Below are 17,821 nucleotides of genomic sequence, written 5' to 3'. Positions count from 1 at the left end.
GCCGGCCGGCGGCGGGTGTCATTCCTCGAAGCCTTCGATGAATGCTGAGCGATAGGTCTGCTGATGATACTTTCAGGGGCATAGCCGCCGGTGCATCCGTGTTCAGCAGCCAGCACAGCACCGTTGGTCGGCGACCCGCCGTGCGCGGTGTCGCGTCCTATACGGGTGGGGCAGAACGAGGATGAGCATGACGGATACGGCGGCATCTGTCCGCGCCGCGGCGGAGCAGGCTGTCATGGCCGCGGACCAGGACGAGTTGCGCCAGTTGCTGGCCGGGTTGACGGCCGTGCGCGACGGTGATTTCGGCACTCGGCTACCGACCGACGCCGACGGGCTGCTCGGCGAGATAGCAACGGTGTTCAACGGCATGGTGGATCAGCTGTCGCTGTTCACCTCGGAGGTCACCCGGGTTGCGCGCGAGGTCGGGACGGACGGGCGACTGGGTGGTCAAGCCGAGGTGCCGGGCGTGTCTGGTACCTGGAAGGACCTCACCGACTCGGTGAACGCGATGGCGGGCAACTTGACCAGTCAGGTGCGTGACATCGCCCAGGTCGCGACGGCCGTGGCGCGCGGCGACTTGTCCCAGAAGATCGATGTGGACGCGCGCGGTGAGATCCTGGAGCTGAAGAACACCGTCAACACGATGGTGGACCAGCTCTCCGCGTTCGCCGACGAGGTCACCCGCGTCGCCCGCGAAGTCGGTTCGGAGGGCCGCCTGGGCGGTCAGGCGGAGGTGCCCGGCGTCGGCGGCGTGTGGCGCGACCTCACCGCCTCGGTGAACTTCATGGCGGGCAACCTGACCGATCAGGTCCGCAATATCGCCCAGGTCACGACCGCGGTGGCGCAGGGCGATCTGAGCCAGAAGATCACGGTGAGCGCCCGCGGCGAGATTCTGGAACTGAAGAACACCATCAATACGATGGTCGATCAGCTCTCGTCCTTCGCCGACGAAGTGACCCGGGTATCGCGCGAGGTCGGCACCGAGGGCATCCTCGGTGGCCAGGCGGACGTCAAGGGCGTCTCCGGCACCTGGCGCGACCTCACCGACTCCGTGAACTTCATGGCAGGCAACCTCACCGCGCAGGTCCGTTCGATCGCCCAGGTGGCCACCGCGGTGGCGCAGGGCGATCTGTCCCAGAAGATCAGGGTTGACGCGCGTGGCGAGATCCTGGAGTTGAAGAACACCATCAACACCATGGTGGACCAGCTCTCCGCGTTCGCCGACGAGGTCACCCGCGTCGCCCGTGAGGTCGGCACCGAAGGCAGGCTGGGCGGCCAGGCGGACGTCAAGGGCGTCTCCGGCACCTGGAAGGATCTCACCGAGTCGGTCAACGTCATGGCCGACAATCTGACCGCGCAGGTCCGGTCGATCGCGCAGGTGACCACCGCGGTGGCCCGTGGCGATCTGAGCCAGAAGATCAGGGTGGACGCCCGCGGCGAGATCCTGGAGCTCAAAGAGACCATCAACACGATGGTCGATCAGCTCTCCGCCTTCGCCGACGAAGTCACCCGCGTCGCACGCGAGGTCGGCACGGAGGGCAATCTCGGCGGCCAAGCGACCGTACGTGGCGTCTCGGGCACCTGGAAGGACCTGACCGACAACGTCAATGTGATGGCCTCCAACCTGACCGGCCAGGTGCGGTCGATCGCCCAGGTCGCCACGGCGGTGGCACGCGGTGATCTGAGTCAGAAGATCACGGTGGAGGCCAAGGGCGAAGTCGCGGCACTCGCCGGTGTGATCAACACGATGGTCGACACGCTGTCCGCGTTCGCCGACGAGGTCACCCGCGTCGCCCGCGAGGTCGGCACCGAGGGCATGCTGGGCGGTCAGGCTCGCGTTCCGAACGTGGCGGGCACGTGGAAGGACCTGACCGACAACGTCAATTCCATGGCGAACAATCTGACCAACCAGGTCCGCAACATCGCCCAGGTCACCACCGCGGTCGCGCAGGGCGATCTGACCCGCAAGATCGACGTGGACGCCCGCGGCGAGATTCTCGAGTTGAAGACCACGATCAACACGATGGTCGATCAGCTGTCCGCGTTCGCGGCCGAAGTGACCCGCGTCGCCCGCGAGGTGGGCTCGGAGGGCCGGCTGGGCGGGCAGGCCGAGGTCGAAGGCGTCTCGGGCACGTGGAAGCGGCTGACCGAGAACGTCAACGAGCTGGCGGGCAACCTCACCCGCCAGGTCCGCGCGATCGCCGCGGTCACCAGCGCCGTGGCCGAGGGCGACCTGACCCGCTCCATCACCGTGGAGGCTTCCGGCGAGGTCGCGGAGCTGAAAGACAACATCAACGCGATGGTGGAGTCGCTGCGCGAGACCACCAAGGCCAACCAAGATCAGGACTGGCTGAAGACCAACCTGGCCCGTATCTCCGGTCTCATGCAGGGCCAGCGAGACCTGCACGTGGTGGCCGGGCTGATCATGGACGAGCTGGCGCCGTTGGTTTCCGCGCAATTCGGCGCGTTCTACCTCGCCGACGACAGCGAGGAGCAGCCGGAACTGCGGCTGATCAGTTCCTACGGCAGCCCGGAGGAGCCCGGCAGCCCGTCGCGATTCGCCTTCGGCCAATCCCTGGTAGGCCAGGCGGCCCGCAGCCGTCGCACGATCGCCGTGGAGAACGTGCCCGGCGACTATGTCACCATCTCCTCCGGACTGGGACAGACCGCGCCGGTCCATCTGCTCATGTTGCCGATCGTGGTGGAGGACCAAGTCCTCGGTGTGATCGAACTGGCCACCCTGCACCGCTTCACCCGCATCCACCGGGACTTCCTCGACCAGCTGATGGAGACGGTGGGCGTCAACGTCAACACGATCATCGCCAACGCCCGCACCGACGAGCTGCTGGTCGAATCCCAGCGCCTGACCACCGAACTGCAAGCCCGGTCGGAGGAATTGCAGGTACAGCAGGAAGAGCTGCAACGTTCCAACGCCGAGCTGGGAGACAAGGCGGCGCTGCTGGCCATGCAGAACCGCGACATCGAAGCCAAGAACTTGCAGATCGAGCAGGCTCGGCAGGAACTGGAGACCCGCGCCAGGGAACTCGCGCTCGCCTCGAAGTACAAGTCGGAATTCCTGGCCAACATGAGCCACGAGCTGCGCACTCCGCTGAACAGTCTGCTGATCCTCGCGCAGCTGCTTGCCCAGAACCCGAGCCGCAATCTCACCCCCAAGCAGGTCGAGTACGCGGGCATCATCCATTCTGCGGGTTCGGACCTGCTGCAGCTGATCAACGACATCCTCGACCTGTCCAAGGTGGAGGCGGGCAAGATGGACCTCGCCCCGGAGCGCGTGTCGTTGCGTCAGCTGCTGGACTACGTCGAGGCCACCTTCCGGCCGATGACCACTCAGAAGAGTCTCCGCTTCCATGTCACGACCGCGCCCGGCCTGTCGTCGGACCTGCTCACCGACGACTCGCGGCTGCGGCAGGTGCTGCGGAACCTGCTGTCCAACGCGGTCAAGTTCACCGAGACCGGATCGGTGCAGCTGCGGATCGAACCGGCGGAGGCGAGCGAGCTGCCCGCCGCCGTGCGCCAGCACGGCGCGGCCGTCGCGTTCCGGGTGATCGACACCGGTATCGGCATCGCCGAACACCAGCTGGAGTCGATCTTCGGCGCCTTCCAGCAGGCCGACGGCACGACCAGCCGCAAGTACGGCGGCACCGGTCTGGGCTTGTCGATCAGCCGCGAGATCGCCTACCTGCTCGGTGGCGCCATCACCGCCGAGAGCGTGCCCGGCCAGGGCAGCACGTTCACCCTGTATCTTCCGGTCGCCCGCCCGGACTTCCAGGAGGCGCCGCCCCGCGAACGGGAGGACGCACCGCGGGCCGACAACCGCCCCGAGCGCACTCCCGCTCCCTCCGCGCCCCCACAGCACCGCAGGCTGCTGGTCGTGGAGGAACGCCCGCAAGGTCTGCTGTCGCTGGTCGCGCAGAGCGCCGTCGCCGAACTCGCGGACAGTAACGATCCCCGCGGGCCGGTCCAGGTCGTCACCGCGGTCGGGGTGGAAGAAGCCGCGGCGGCGATGGCCGCCGAAGCGTTCCACTGCGTGGTGCTCGAGCTGGACATGCCCGACGGCGCCGCGCTGCGGTTCCTGGAGACGATGAACGGGGACGCCGCGTTGAGCAGCGTTCCGGTACTCGTCCACAACCGCCGGCTCGACGCCGAGCAAGAACGCCTGCTGCAACATCGCACCACGCGTCAGCCGCTCGAGCTGTTGTCCAGCCTGGACGATCTGCGGGAACGGATCGCGCTGCACGTCACCGCCGAGGCGCCCGGCGACATGCTGCCGCTGGTCCGTCGGGAAGACGCACCGACCGCGGCGCCGCAGCGGCCCGACGGCAAGCTCGCCGGCCGCACAGTGCTCATCATCGACGACGACGCCCGCAATCTCTTCGCCCTGAGCAGCATCCTCGAACTGCACGGCATGAGCGTGCTGCACGCGGAGGACGGTCGCGAGGGCATCGACAAGCTCCTCGCTCATCCGGAGACGGACCTGGTCCTGATGGATGTGATGATGCCCGAGATGGACGGCTACACCGCCACGGCGACGATCCGCGAGATGCCGCAGTACGAGAGCCTGCCGATCATCGCCGTCACGGCCAAGGCGATGCTGGGCGACCGCGAGAAAAGCCTCGCCTCGGGTGCCAACGACTACGTCACCAAGCCGGTCGACGCGGACGCCTTGATCGCGTGCATCCAGCACTGGCTGGGTGCCTGATGACGGAGTTGGACAGCCCCGACGCGGAGACCGATACGACAGCGAACGCCCACCCGGCGACGGGGCCCGCCGTCCACCGACTCGCCGCCACCGTGGAGCGGTTGCGCGCGCAGATCCAGCAGGCCCAGGCCACCGCCGACGGGCGCGCGCTGATCGAGATGGCCAAGGGCGTGCTGGTGGAACGGCTGCACTGCGGACCCGCGCAGGCGGCGCGGCAACTCGACGCCCTCGCCGAGCAAGCGGGCATCACACCGCTGGAGTTGGCCGCCGAGCTGGTCGACCAAGCGGCCCAGGACGAGGTCAGCGCGGTCGTCGGAGAGTTCCTGCTGCGCACCGCCACGCGGGAGGAGCCATCGGCGGCTGTGCGGTTGCGCACCGCCGAAAGCGGGCTGCTCGCGGCCGGCGACACGCACCGTGTGGCGGAGTCGGTGCTGGAGCACGCCGTGACGCCGCTGGGCGCCACAGCCGTGGCGATCTGGGCGGCAGGCGCCGACGCGTCGCTGACCCTGGCGGGTTTCGCCGGCATCAGCCCGCAAGAGGCCGAGCGATGGCGGTATGTTCCGCCTGGGGTGGCGACCCCGGCGCGGCAGGCGCTGGTGGAACGCAACGCGGTGTGGATCCGGGACCTGGGCCGGTCCGGGCTCCCGTCGATCGGTGCCCGCGACGGCGGCCGTGCGGCGATTCCGGCGGGTGCGGGAGGCAAGCTGCTCGGCGTGCTGGAGGTGTGCTGGCCACAGCCGCTCGCGCCGCAGCCGCCCCCGGTGCACCGGCAGCTGGAGGCGTTGGCCGAGCTGTGCGCGCACACCCTGGAGTCGGACTCGGCCGCGGTGCGCACACCGGACCGGCCCGACGTCGCGCTTCTGGTGCGGCTCGCGGACGGCCTTTTCGACCCAGCGCTCGTGCTGCTGCCCCACCTCGACGACAGCGGCGCGCTCGTCGACTTCTGCATTCACTACGTCAACAGTTGCTTCGTCGACCCGGCCGGCCGGCCCCGCGGCCTGGTCAACGGCGCGCTGCTGCTCGAGGCGTACCCGATGGCCGCGAGCGATGGGCGGCTGTTCGAGCGAATCGAGCACGTTTTCGCCACCGGTGAGACCTACCGTGCCGACCGGGTCTTGCTGACCGAACTGGTGGACCAAGTGCCGCTCACCGTCTCGGCCGCGCTCAGCATCAGCCGCCATGGAGACACCGTGCTCGTGGTATGGCGGGTCGAGGACGAGACGGCGCGATTGGCGGCGCTGCTACAACACGCCCAGCGTCTGGGCCGTGTCGGCGGATTCGAGGAGAACGCGGCCACCGGCGAGATCACCTGGAGCAACCAGCTTTTCGACCTCTACGGGCTGGCGCCGACCGCGGACCCGATTCCGCTTTCCCAGCTGCCCGCGCACGTCCACGACGACGACGCGAATGCGGTGGGGCGGTTCCTGCGTACCCTGCTGCGCTACCGCCGCTCGGCCTCCACGGCCTTCCGCCTGATTCGGCCGGACGGCGTGGCCCGGCACATCCGGATCGTCGCCGAACCGGTCCTCGAGGCGGGGCACCTGGCCGCCGTCCGCGGCGCCTATCAGGACATCTCCGCGCAGCACTGGACCGAGGTCGCGCTGTCCGCGACGCGCGACCGGCTGGCGCACACCGAGCAGCACGCCGCCGAACAGAGCCAGCTGGCGCGGCAACTCCAGCAGGCGATCATGCCGGACGCGCAGCCGTCCATCGAGGCGTTCGGGCTGCGCATCGCGGTGCGCTACCGGCCTGCCGAGCAGGATTACACGGTCGGCGGCGATTGGTACGACGCGATCGTGCTGCCCACCAAACAGATCCTGGTGTCGGTCGGGGACATCACCGGCCATGGCATCAAGGCGGCCACCGGCATGGTCGTGCTTCGCAACGCCCTGCGCGGCCTCGCCGCCACGGGCGCGGGCCCGGGCCAGATGCTGACCTGGCTGAACCAGGTCGCCCACCACCTGACCGACAACATCTTCGCCACCGCCATCTGCGGGCTCTACGATCCGCACACCCGGGTGCTGCGCTGGGCCCGCGCGGGCCACTTGCCGCCGGTGCTGGTGCGTGCGGGCCGGGCCTCCAGCCTGCCCATGCTCAAAGGAATGCTCCTCGGCGCCGTGGCGGAGACGACCTTCGAAGAAGCAGAACTCCAACTGGAAACCGACGACACTCTCCTGCTCTACACCGACGGGCTCATCGAGCGCCGAGACCGGCTTCTGGACGAGTGCGTAGACCGGTTGCTCACGACGTCGGCACAACTCACCGGCAGCCTGGAGGACCGTCTGGACGACCTGCTCGACGCCAGCGATGCCGACACCGACGACGACACCTGCGTGGTGGGCATCCAAGTGGGGCCGAGTCAAGACGCGCCGGGCGGCGGATAACCGCGGTCGCCCCCGCGGGTCATTCCCGCCGGGCGGATTCGGCGGCTCGGACCGCTTCTTTGTCCGCGTCGTCGAGCTTGCGGGTGTCGCGCGGGACGGCGAAGGGCTGCAGTTCTTCGGGAAGCCCCTCGGCGATGGCTTTGCCGTGGTCGAGTTCGGCGTTGATCTCCGCTCCGAGCAGCAGCGCGATATTGGTCAGCCACAGCCACACCAGAAAGATCACCACCCCGGCAAGCGAGCCGTAAGTCTTGTCGTAGGAGGAGAAGTTGGCGATGTAGACGGCGAACAGTACCGAGATGACCAGCCAGATGAGGACGGCGATCACCCCGCCGGGGCTGATCCACTTGATGCCGCCTTGGCGGGCGTTCGGGCTGGCCCAGAACAAGATCGCCAGCAGCACCGACACCAGGACGAACAGCACCGGCCATTTGGCGATGTTCCAGATGGTCACCGTGGTGGCGCCCAGGCCGAGGAGGTCGCCGATCTGCTGGGCGACCGGCCCGCTCGCCACCACGATGGCGGCGCTGACGACGAGCAGGATCACCGCGACGATCGTGACGCCGAGCCGGATGGGTGTGGTCTTCCAGATCGGCCTGCCCTCGCCGATGCCGTAGACGACATTGGAGGCGCGCATGAAGGCCGCCACGTACCCCGACGCGGACCACAGCGCGACGGCGAGGCCGAGGATCGCGCCCCAGCCCGCGCCGTGTTTGTTGGCCTGGGCTTGGTCGACGAGGGTGCGCACGAAATCCGCGCTGGAACCGGGCGCGATCTGCTGGGCCTGGTCGACGAGTTCGTCGGTGGCGGTCGGGCCGAGCAGGCCGAGCAGGGAGACCATGACGATCAGGCCGGGCACGATCGACAACACCGCGTAATAAGTGAGGGCGGCGGCCAGATCGGTGAGGTTGTCGCGCTGGAACTCTTTGCTCGCACGCTTGACCACCGCGAGAAGGGAGGATTTCGACAGGTCGGCCGGGCTGTCGGGCTCGTCGGAGTCCAGATCCGGCCGGGCTCCGGTATCGGTCGCACCGATCGGCGGCCCGAGGTGATCGTGGGTATTCGCCAGATCGGCTCGCTGGTCCTCGTGCCGCTTTCCTTCACCGCGCTCTGTCGTCATGGGCTTGCCTCGCTCAGACACGTCCGTCTCGATTTCCACGCCGGGCACCGCAACTCCCGCGTCGAACGAGTAGTGCCCGAAGCGGCGTTGCCGAAACCGCTCGGCCCGGGTTTCCACGGGCGGGTTCGGCACGCGTCGCGCAGCTGCCTCCCAGCTCCTTCCGCTCAGCGCAACCGTCGTACGGCAGACAACCAGGATTCGCCAGGAGGCGGCGGGCCGGCAATCGGCGAGGTCGAGCAACCAGCGCCGCAGGGTCTCGGCGTCGGGTCGACGACCGACCGGTCAATGTGCAGGCACTTCCGCGGCACATGGTGCGCCCACGCTGAACCCTGCGCGGTGGCGGGCTACAGAGCCGCCGTTACCGCGCGCCTCCGGCCCATCTATCGAGCTGATAAATAATTGAAATCAGCGTTCTCACAACATTTTTCGCGCAAAGGTGATGAAATGCTCATGCGTGGTGGTGTTGTGGATGAGCGATGTACCCCAGTCAGGAGCGCGCACGTGCCCAGTGAAATCGATTCTGCCGTCTTCCCGCATTTGGATGCCGACCTCGACCGCGTCCGAGATGTCCTCGGCCCCGTCCGATTCGAGGGCAGGCCCGAACTGACCGCGCTCACCGACGAGGCTTCGGAGAGCACCCGCCGTCTGGTTCGTCCCACTTTGACCTTGTTGTCGTACTATCTGCTCACCGATCCGTCAGCACCGGCCGATGACCGCGCCGTGCGTGCCGCTGCCGCGGTCGAGTTGCTGCACCTGGGATCGCTGTACCACGACGACGTCATCGATCATGCTTACCAGCGTCGGGGTCGTCCCAGCGCCAACGCCGTCTGGGGTTCGCATATGGCGGTATTGGCCGGTGATTGTATAACGACATCGGCCACGCGCTTGCTCGCCGAACTCGGCCTGCGCGAAGTTCTCGCGGCGACCATCGCCGGCGAGCAGATGTGCGCCGGCATGGTGATCGAGGCGGCGGATCAGTACGCGGCATCCCGCAGCGAACAGGCATACCTGGACTCGATCGACGGCAAGACCGCGGCGATCCTGTCGCTGGCATGCCGTGTCGGCGCCATGCAGGCGGGGCGGCCCGAGGATGACGAAGAGGCGCTGGCATCGTTCGGTCGACACTTCGGACTGGCCTACCAGCTGTATGACGACATCCTCGACCTGACCTCGACCGCCGGAGAAATGGGCAAACCCGTCAACGCGGACCTGCCTGAGGGCATCTACACATTGCCCGTGATCCGCGCGGCTGCCGTCGACCGGAATCTCACCCGTCTGCTCCACAGAGCGATGACCGCCGAGGAAGCTGCCCGTGCCCGGGAACTCGTCCTCGCCTCCGGCGCCGTGACCGAGGCGCACGCGCTGGCCGACGAATTCATGGACGAGGCCGCCGGTCGGCTGGCCGCCGTGGCCGTCGACCCTCGCGCCCGCCACGAGATGATCGCCTATGCCCGATCCATACTCGACCGCAGAACGCCAGGTGCTGCTGTCGCCGAGCAGTCGACGCAGCCGCAGGCCGACGGTGCGGTGTTCCCACCATCTGTCATGAGCTGGCTGCGAAATTGGATGGCCGACACCGGATTGATCGCCTCTGCGGAGGAGTTCGATCGTCACCACCGGTGGGCAGGGGCGTTCCGCTTTCCGATGCGTGTCGCGGCGGCGATGGACACGCCCCGGGAACAGGCTTTCGTCGGAATGGCAGCACTGGCCGTGGTGTGGGATGACATGTTCGAGGATCCCCGCTGGAGGGATCGCGAAGCTGTCACCGCGCTGCGGCGGGGACTGGTGGCCATGCTGCGCCAGGACCCGCAGGCTCCGCGTTCCGGCGCGATCGCGACTGCGTGGGCGAGCGTATGGCCGCGCTTGCGCGAGGGCCGCACCATCGGCTGGCAGGAGCGGTTTCTCGACAGCGCAGAAGACTGGTTCGAAGCCTGCGAACGCGAAGCGCACCATCGCATCGACGGCTACATCCCCACCACAGCCGATTACCTGCCGCTGCGGAAATCGACCTTCGGGGCCGACATCTTCCTCGCCTGCATGGAGGCGTACTACGACCTCGAACTGCCGTCGACGCTGCGTCGCCACCCGGTGTTCCGCCGTTTCGAGGAACTGCTCTTCGCGGTGACCGCGGCAGAGAACGATCTGGCGGGACTGGACCAGGACGAGGCCGACAACACTCCCTACAACCTGGTTCGCGCGATCTGCCACGAGACCGGATGCAGTCGTGACGAAGCCGTCGAGCAGGTGCGACACCAGGTGGCCGAGAAGCGTACTCAGATCGACGCGATCATCCGCTATATCCCGCCGCTGCTCCGCATGATCCCAGGTCTGTCCGGCCGACGGAGAGAGTACCTGGCGATCTTCGAGAACGGTAAGGACCTGGCGTTGCGGCTACATCAGGCCGATCGGTACACGCCGACCACGTCCTCCGGGACTCCGGACTTGGAACGCCTGCGTCGTCAGCTCTACTACTACCCGGCCCCCGACCCGGCGCGTACCGGAGTGTAAGCCCGGCACTGCCCGGCGACGCGGGTGCTCCCGCACGGTGCATCAGATGGTTGCGCGGTGCGGGATACCGGTCATTGCTTCGCCGGTTGTCCTGGAAGGCCGATCGGTGTCGTGGCGTCGAGAGCCGAACGGGTGCGCAGATGAAAAGCGACCAGCCCGACCAGGACGCTCGCGGTGAACCAGCCCAGCTGCACAACGAATCCCGTGAACAGTGTGGCGTCGGAGAAACCGGCCGCGGTCGAAGCCTGCATGGCGCCGTAGGAAGGCAGCCACCGCACGACATCACTGTCCGCGCCGATACTCGCCACGGGGTTCTGCACGACCATGTCGAAGCAGCTGATCATCGCGATCGCGAACATGCCCTCCACCTCTCGGCGCAGCAGCGTGCCGAACACGACACCCAGCGCCCCGTAGGTCATCGCGTCGCAGAACAGCGCCACGGCCAGCACGATCGGCTGGTGCGGCGACCAAGACAAGCAGATCGCCACGGTGGCGTAGACGCTGACCACCATCGCAGCCAGCGCCAGGCAAGCGACCTTCGCCAGACCCAGCGCGACCCGGGGATACCCGGCCATACACAGACGCCGATCGAACGCCCCGCTGCTGAAGGTCGCCGCGAACATCATGAACCCGACGATCAGACAGACGGCGGTCAGGGCACCCGAAATCTGCGCCAGTTCATTGCCTTTGGCCTGCAGGACCACACCGGTGTCGCGGAGCCGGAACGGTACCTGCGTATCGGTGATGATCAGGCCCGCCAGTGTGACGAACACGGGGATGAAGACAGCGACCAGAAGCAAGGCGAACCGGTTACGAGCATGCTCGACCAGACCGTAGCGCGTGGCTATCACGAACAGCCGCACGTTCTCGTTCGTTCGATCCATCACTCCCTGCCTCCTAGGACGCCGTCGTGCAATCGCCACACCTGATCCAGTCGATCGGTGTCGTAGGCCAGATGCGACACGACCAGAACCGAGCCGCCGGAGTCACGGAACTGCTCGACCAGATCCCAGAAACGCAGATACGTTTCCCAGTCGAAGCCCTGGTACGGCTCGTCGAGAAGCAGAACCTGCGGGTTGTGCATCACCGCCAGCGTCAGGTTGAGCTTCTGCCGGGTACCGCCACTCAACGTCGCGACCCGCTCATCGGCGTACTCGGAGAAACGCAGAATCTCCATGGTCTGCTCGGCTCGCCGCAGGTCCGGTACCGAATAAGCCGCGGCGAAGAGATTCAAGTGCTGACGAACTGTGAACGCGTCGTTCAAGACGACCCGCTGCGGGCAGTACCCGAACCGCCCCCGATGGCGGACCACGCCCCGATCCGGTCGCAGCTCTCCCGAGAGAACCTTCAACAGTGTCGACTTGCCCGTCCCGTTCTCGCCGACGACGCCCGCCACCATCCTCGGCGGTAGGGCGAAATCCACGCCACGCAGCACCGACCGCCTGCCGTATGAGTGGTGGACGCCCTCTACTTCCATCAACACCGCCCGCCGATGTAGTCACCCCACCAACGCTCGAATATTACCCGCAACTCACGAAACACCGTGCCGGAAAGGCCAATTCACGAGTCCGCACGTCGTCTCCGCCCACACCACAACACCCGTTATCACCGCGAAGTCCGCAGGTCTTCGGTCCTCGCCACCGCAGGCGTCCGTCTCGCTTGACCTCTCGCGCGTCAGTCCGGCAGCCAGTGCAACTCGTGCGCGAGGGTTTTGGCGACGGCACGGATGCGGCGGTGTAGCGGCGACTGCTCGCGTGGGAGGACCAGGTGGATCGTCAGGCTGGGCGCGCCCCGCAGCGGTCGCCAGGTGAGACCGGCCGGTTGTGTCGTGACCGCGGCTTCTCCGGCCGGGGCGAGGGTGAGCCCGTCGCGTAGGTCGCGCTGAGACATGTCGAAAGAAACTGCGGGCGTGTGGAATCGGGGGCGTGGTCGGATGTCGCGGAACAGTGCGGACAGCTGATCGTGGACAACGGGGTTGGCCGCACGGTCGGGCAGTCGCAGCGGATACGCGGCCGCGTCGGCGATCTCGATCTCCGGGTGTTCGGCCAGCGGATGGTGCTGCGCCAGCTGGACCCCGACGCGCATACGCCGCAGCAGGAACCGGCGCACGCCACGACCCGGCTGTTCACCGCGGGTGATCCCCACATCAATGCGGCCGTCGGCGACCGCGGGAGAGATCTCCGGTGTCGCCATCGGGACCGCGCCGACCTCGAGTCCCGGGCTGCTGCGAATGAGCCTGTCCACCAGGGCCGGCGCCGTCCCGGCTCCCGCGCTGAGGCTGTATCCGATGCGCAGCGTGCCCAGTTCACCGGCCCCCGCGCTCCGGGCGGTGTCCCATGCCCGGTCCAGCGCCGCCAGCGCGGGCGGCGCGGACTCCGCCAAAGCCGCACCGGCCGTGGTCAATACCACGCTACGCGTGTTGCGGACCAGCAGGGCAGTACCTAGTTCTGCCTCCAACCGGCGCATCCGGGCGCTGAGTGCGGGCTGTGCGATACCGATCCGTGCGGCGGCGCGGGTGAAGTTCAACTCCTGCGCCAGCACCAGGAAGTACCGCAGGCTCACCGTATCCGGCGCCACGTGTCCTCCCTGTCGATTGATAACGATCCGTTCTGAGTCTAGCGCGTACCGATCTTTCCCTCGACCGCACATCAAGCCCTAACCTGCGCATATGACGATTCAACTGACCGCAGTACCCGTCGCCGGGATCGATCGATCCGAGTGTCGATTCGAAGTCGGACGTGTCCGGCCGAACACAGGAGGTTTCCATGGCTAAGGGCTACTGGGTCAGTGTCTACCCCGCCATTTCCGACCCTGAGAGGCTGACTGCCTACAACAAGCTGGCCCGTCCGGCTGTCCAGGCTGGGGGCGGGCGCCTCCTGTCCCATGTCGGTAGTCGAGTCGTCGCCCACGAGGCCGGAATCACGCAACGCGTCATTCTGATCGAGTTCGACAGCTTTGAACAGGCCGTCGCGGCATACGAGAGCGAGGCATACCAGAAGGCGCTGGCGGCCCTTCCCGACGGCGTCGAGCGCGACTTCCGCATCATCGAAGGCATCGACTGACCGGCGGGCCCAGCCATCGCTGAGCAACCGTCACCTGATACGCACACCGTCATGGTCGTCCACCCGCACCGAAGAGCTACTGACGAGAAGCGGCGGTTCCGCGCGATCACCTTCGCCGACCGCCCGGCATTCGACGCAACAGCTACGATCAGGGGCGACTCGATGACGTGATGGGGATCCGTCCAGGGCCGGAGGGGCTACAGGCATGAGCGGTGCTGCGCACGAATCCGGTGATCAGGTGCGGGCGGTGGACGCCACTTCTGCGACACGGCCACCGGATTCTCCGACACATGGCCGGCCGGTACCGGATTCGGGGGACTACTCTCCTATGTCGTCTCCGCCCTCCGGTCACCCCTTCGCCGGGCACCAGCCGCCCGGTGGCGGGCACTGGCCGCCGCGACAACCTCTCCCACCAGCCGATCCGACGCGGCAGTTGGGTCGCCGCAAGCCCGGGTTCATCGTCGCCGGTCTTGTCGGGCTCGGCGTGATGATGCTGGCGATCGGGGTGGTGATCGGTTTCGTCGTGCGTGATCGACACAGCGACAGCGTCTCCGCGGGCACATCGACCAGTGCGCCGCCGGGACCGGTGACTTATTCGGTGAGGGCGATCACCGATGCCTGCGACCTTGTCGATCTCACCCCGTTGACCAGGTGGGCCTCAGCGCCGCGCATCGCTCCCGACCATGAGGAGACGTCGTCATCCGGCGACTTCGGCACGCTGAGTTGCGCTGTCCACTACGGTAATTCCGCCGGTGATGCCTTTCCCATGAATACCGCGACGGTCCGGGTCCGCGCCGACGTCATGGACGGTTCGGCTTCGCGAAAGTACGACCATTGGAAACGCAGCGCCGCCGACCTCGCCGCCGACGGTTCCGTGGTGACGTCCGGGGAATTCACCGGAATCGGCACTCGAGGATATTGGCAGTTCGAAGCCGACAACTTCGGTGGCATCGTGGACGCGATGTACGTGATGTGCGTGTGGGACGGCGGGGTCGCGGTGCGGGTGGAGATCGACCTCTCCCGCGAGAAGGACGCACCCGTAGTCGACAGAGACGAACTCGATTCGGTCGCCAGATCCCAAACCCGCAAGGTGCTGGCCGGACTGCGACAGAATTAGCAGCCGTCGACTCGAACAGACCGACGAGGCCGGTCGGTGGTAACTCGGCAAGGGGGAAAGTACGATCGGCGCGAAGCGGAGGGCCGACGGGAAGCACGTCGAGAATCGAAGGGCTGCAAGAGATGACAGACCCACAGCACGCACCCGACAACTCGACCCCGGGCGGCTTCGAGCACACTTCGCCGCGACCATCTTCCTCGGAAGGGGACTGGACCCGGTCCGACACAGGGTTCGGCCGAATCGGCCAGGGGTATCAGCCGCAGCCGGTGGCATCGCAGGGTGCGTCCGCGTCTGACGATCACCGTAAGCCAGTCCTGTTCGCCGCTGGTGTGATCGCGTTGGTGGCCATGCTGGGCGCTGGTGTGATGATCGGCATCATCATCGCCGACGGCGACAGTGGCAGTCGGTCCGCCGCTGTCGAGGCGTCCGCCGGCGCACCGGCGACATCGTCGACCGCCACGGTTACTCCACGCCCGGAACCGGCGCCGGGCATCTATTCGATGAACGGGATCGCCGATGCGTGCGATCTGGTCGATCCCGCCCCGTTGCACAAGTGGTCGTCTATACCGGACCGGCCGCCCTTCCACCACGAGACCCCGCCGAGCGCCGACGACCCGGGCCGTCTGTCCTGCCAATTCAGCTACAAGAGCCTCGCCGGCGACGGCGTGCACTGGAATCAAGCGGGCATCGACCTTCGCGTCGAGTTCACAACGGCCGGAGCAGCTCCCGCCTACGACGATTGGAAACGCCAGGACACCACCCCGGGGTCGGGGTCGGGATCCGGCGAGTTGACCGGAATCGGTGCCCAGGGTTACTGGCACACCTCGGTATCGGAATTCAGCTACACCACTGGAATGGACTACCTCGTCGGCGTGCAGGACAGCAACGTCTCGGTGCGAGTGCGAATCCCCATCCTGCGCCAGCACGGCGAGCCGCCGGTGAATCCGGACGAACTCGGCGCCATCGCCAGAAATCAGGCCAAGCAGGCCCTGGATGGACTGCGGAAGAAGTAACCACCAGTGGCGTCGCGGCCGCTGGTGACCGCGGCGGCGAATGCGGCGCTGCCTTCGGAGTGAACCGTCCAGGGTGGCGCCGTGAATCTGGCAGCCGGTACGAATCGCCCGATGCGCTCGGCGAGGATTGGCGTCGCGCCGTGAAGTCGGAGCGTAGGCGGCTGCACGGGTTCACTCGAAAGAGGTGAATCGGTCGCGTTCGGATGTTCCTACAGTCGACTTTGTGGCCCTGGGGTGTCCGGCCAGGAGCCGCATCTGTGGACCGGGGCTTCGCCGGATACGCGGCGGAGTCGATCTGCGTGGCGTAATCGCTCATCTCATGCACGTCCGGCCTCGAGGAGGATCTGACAATGACGACGTATGCACCGGTCACCATCCAGCAGGCCCAGTTCCCGATCGTCGAATCGTTCACCCACGACACCGTGACCAACCCGCACTGGCAACTGCTGGGCAGCGCACGGCTGCACGACGGCAGCCTGGAACTCACCCCCAACGCCAACTCCCAGGCGGGGACGGCGTTCCTCGATCAGGCGTTCTCCTCCACCCTCGGGGTCACCATCGACTTCGACTACTCCTGCGAGGGAGCAGCCAACCTCGGCGACGGCTTCAGCGTCTATCTGATCGACGGCGCGCACACCACCCAGCCCGGCGGTCTCGGCGCCGCCCTCGGCTACTCCGTCACCAAGTCCGATTCCGGGCAGATCGTCGCGCCGGGAGTCACCGCCGGATTCGTCGGCGTCGGCTTCGACAACTACGGCAACTTCGCCACACCATTGGCCGGCACCGGAGGCGGTGCGCAACGGCCCAAGACCTTGGGGGTGCGTGGAGCCGGCAATCTGCGGGAGGGGTTCGGCTGGCTCACCGGCGTTGCGGTGCCGGGCGGATTCCGCGCGGAGTGGGAGCGCGGCGCCCACATTCAGGTCTCCGTCATCGGCGGGCGGCTGACCGTTCGTCATGCCGACAAGACCAACCCGAACGGCACCCTGCTGATCGACAACTTCGATCTCGCCGGCGCCGACGGTCAACCGCGTGTGCCCGAGACCTTCAAACTGGGCTTCGCCGCCGGGACCGGCGCCGCGACCGCCCACCACCGGATCAAGAACCTGAAGGTGACCCTGCCCGCGGAAATGCCCCTGGAGATCAGCGGCCCGCAGACCGCGCAATCGGGACACCGGATCACCTACACCATCGGCGTGCAGAACCTCGGCCCAAACGACGCCCCCGACGCCGTGCTCGACGCCACTGTCCCGACAGAGCTGACCGATCTGGAACTGAGCTGCCAGGCCGAGAATGGAGCCGTCTGCGGCACCGGCTCGGTTCGCGACGGCTTGCACATGCCGATCGACCTGCCCAAGGGCAGCAAGGCGACCATCACCCTGACCGGCACCATCGGCCCCCGATTCGAGGGCCGACTCACCTGCACCAGCCTCATCACCTCGCCCTCACGCGCCAACACCGCCGAACGGCACTCCGGCTCGGTCACCACCGAGGTCGATCGGCCTCCCGTCACCGTCTCCCCCGTGATCGTCGGGCAGTGGCCCCAGACCTGGCCCGAGGACGCGACCGGATGGGTCATCAGCTACGACCTCACTCTGGCCGCCCATGAGCAGCGGGTGGTGTGGTGGGAAATCCGTTTCGACGTTCCGCCGCGAACCCGCATCAATCCTCAGCAGAGCCAGTGGTACCGCGTGATCGAGGACGGCACCAGCGGGTCGGTCGTGATCGCCACGCCGGATGACACCCACACCATCGAGCCCGGCACACCCCTCACCGTGGCCGTGCAACTGCTCTACCCCTCCCAGCACGAGGCCGGGGACGGCGCCCTGCGCAACCTTCAGGCCACCGAGGTGACTCGCCCGTAGCCCGATCTCCAGCCAAGGCCGGCAGAACAGCGTCAGGT

The 17,821-nt window shown here is 67.2% G+C and carries 11 protein-coding genes; 7 read left to right on the top strand and 4 right to left on the bottom strand.

Annotated features, from left to right (window positions below):
* Positions 1 to 187 precede the first annotated feature (187 nt).
* Both QMG86_RS12495 and QMG86_RS12490 read left to right on the top strand, forming a co-directional pair.
* Positions 188 to 4,720, top strand: coding sequence for a HAMP domain-containing protein (locus tag QMG86_RS12495; RefSeq protein WP_281879642.1), 4,533 nt, complete (start codon positions 188 to 190; stop codon positions 4,718 to 4,720).
* Entirely contained in the window at positions 4,720 to 7,104 is a 2,385-nt protein-coding gene (locus QMG86_RS12490; protein WP_281879641.1) for a SpoIIE family protein phosphatase, read from the top strand. The genes QMG86_RS12495 and QMG86_RS12490 overlap by 1 nt, the downstream gene beginning before the upstream one ends.
* 19 nt (positions 7,105 to 7,123) lie before the next feature.
* Here QMG86_RS12490 and QMG86_RS12485 read toward each other — a convergent pair whose 3' ends face one another.
* Positions 7,124 to 8,221 (bottom strand): YihY/virulence factor BrkB family protein, encoded by a 1,098-nt coding sequence (locus tag QMG86_RS12485; RefSeq protein ID WP_281879640.1) that lies wholly within the window; start codon positions 8,219 to 8,221, stop codon positions 7,124 to 7,126.
* Positions 8,222 to 8,620: 399 nt separating this feature from the next.
* Between QMG86_RS12485 and QMG86_RS12480 the strand changes: the two genes are divergently transcribed.
* Positions 8,621 to 10,729, top strand: a complete 2,109-nt coding sequence (locus QMG86_RS12480; protein ID WP_281879639.1) for a polyprenyl synthetase family protein — start codon at positions 8,621 to 8,623, stop codon at positions 10,727 to 10,729.
* A 71-nt stretch (positions 10,730 to 10,800) separates the two neighbouring features.
* Here QMG86_RS12480 and QMG86_RS12475 read toward each other — a convergent pair whose 3' ends face one another.
* The 3 genes from QMG86_RS12475 to QMG86_RS12465 form a co-directional block, all read right to left on the bottom strand.
* Positions 10,801 to 11,613 (bottom strand): ABC transporter permease, encoded by an 813-nt coding sequence (locus tag QMG86_RS12475; protein ID WP_281879638.1) that lies wholly within the window; start codon positions 11,611 to 11,613, stop codon positions 10,801 to 10,803.
* Complete coding sequence (locus QMG86_RS12470) at positions 11,613 to 12,206, bottom strand: ATP-binding cassette domain-containing protein (protein ID WP_281880928.1); 594 nt, start codon at positions 12,204 to 12,206, stop codon at positions 11,613 to 11,615. The genes QMG86_RS12475 and QMG86_RS12470 overlap by 1 nt, the downstream gene beginning before the upstream one ends.
* A gap of 197 nt (positions 12,207 to 12,403) precedes the next feature.
* Positions 12,404 to 13,306, bottom strand: a complete 903-nt coding sequence (locus tag QMG86_RS12465; protein ID WP_281879637.1) for a LysR family transcriptional regulator — start codon at positions 13,304 to 13,306, stop codon at positions 12,404 to 12,406.
* Between the two features lie 188 nt (positions 13,307 to 13,494).
* Between QMG86_RS12465 and QMG86_RS12460 the strand changes: the two genes are divergently transcribed.
* The 4 genes from QMG86_RS12460 (at position 13,495) to QMG86_RS12445 (ending at position 17,783) form a co-directional block, all read left to right on the top strand.
* Positions 13,495 to 13,791 (top strand): DUF1330 domain-containing protein, encoded by a 297-nt coding sequence (locus tag QMG86_RS12460; RefSeq protein WP_281879636.1) that lies wholly within the window; start codon positions 13,495 to 13,497, stop codon positions 13,789 to 13,791.
* Positions 13,792 to 14,224: 433 nt separating this feature from the next.
* Complete coding sequence (locus QMG86_RS12455; protein ID WP_281879634.1) at positions 14,225 to 14,908, top strand: hypothetical protein; 684 nt, start codon at positions 14,225 to 14,227, stop codon at positions 14,906 to 14,908.
* Between the two features lie 329 nt (positions 14,909 to 15,237).
* Positions 15,238 to 15,921 (top strand): hypothetical protein, encoded by a 684-nt coding sequence (locus QMG86_RS12450; RefSeq protein ID WP_281879633.1) that lies wholly within the window; start codon positions 15,238 to 15,240, stop codon positions 15,919 to 15,921.
* Between the two features lie 350 nt (positions 15,922 to 16,271).
* A complete protein-coding gene (locus QMG86_RS12445; RefSeq protein ID WP_281879632.1) occupies positions 16,272 to 17,783 on the top strand; it encodes a lectin-like domain-containing protein in 1,512 nt (503 codons plus the stop codon).
* The last annotated feature ends 38 nt before the right edge of the window (positions 17,784 to 17,821 follow it).

This window comes from Nocardia sputorum (assembly GCF_027924405.1).
In the GTDB taxonomy this organism is placed as follows: domain Bacteria; phylum Actinomycetota; class Actinomycetes; order Mycobacteriales; family Mycobacteriaceae; genus Nocardia; species Nocardia sputorum.
Note: the sequence above shows the minus strand (reverse complement) of the source record. Positions and strands in the feature narration are given on the sequence as shown.

Excerpts from the sequence above, each read along its gene's own strand:
- QMG86_RS12495 (WP_281879642.1), top strand. The coding sequence starts at position 188 with ATGACGGATACGGCGGCATCTGTCCGCGCCGCGGCGGAGCAGGCTGTC.
- QMG86_RS12490 (WP_281879641.1), top strand. The coding sequence starts at position 4,720 with ATGACGGAGTTGGACAGCCCCGACGCGGAGACCGATACGACAGCGAAC.
- QMG86_RS12485 (WP_281879640.1), bottom strand. The coding sequence starts at position 8,221 with ATGACGACAGAGCGCGGTGAAGGAAAGCGGCACGAGGACCAGCGAGCC.
- QMG86_RS12475 (WP_281879638.1), bottom strand. The coding sequence starts at position 11,613 with ATGGATCGAACGAACGAGAACGTGCGGCTGTTCGTGATAGCCACGCGC.
- QMG86_RS12470 (WP_281880928.1), bottom strand. The coding sequence starts at position 12,206 with ATGGAAGTAGAGGGCGTCCACCACTCATACGGCAGGCGGTCGGTGCTG.
- QMG86_RS12460 (WP_281879636.1), top strand. The coding sequence starts at position 13,495 with ATGGCTAAGGGCTACTGGGTCAGTGTCTACCCCGCCATTTCCGACCCT.
- QMG86_RS12445 (WP_281879632.1), top strand. The coding sequence starts at position 16,272 with ATGACGACGTATGCACCGGTCACCATCCAGCAGGCCCAGTTCCCGATC.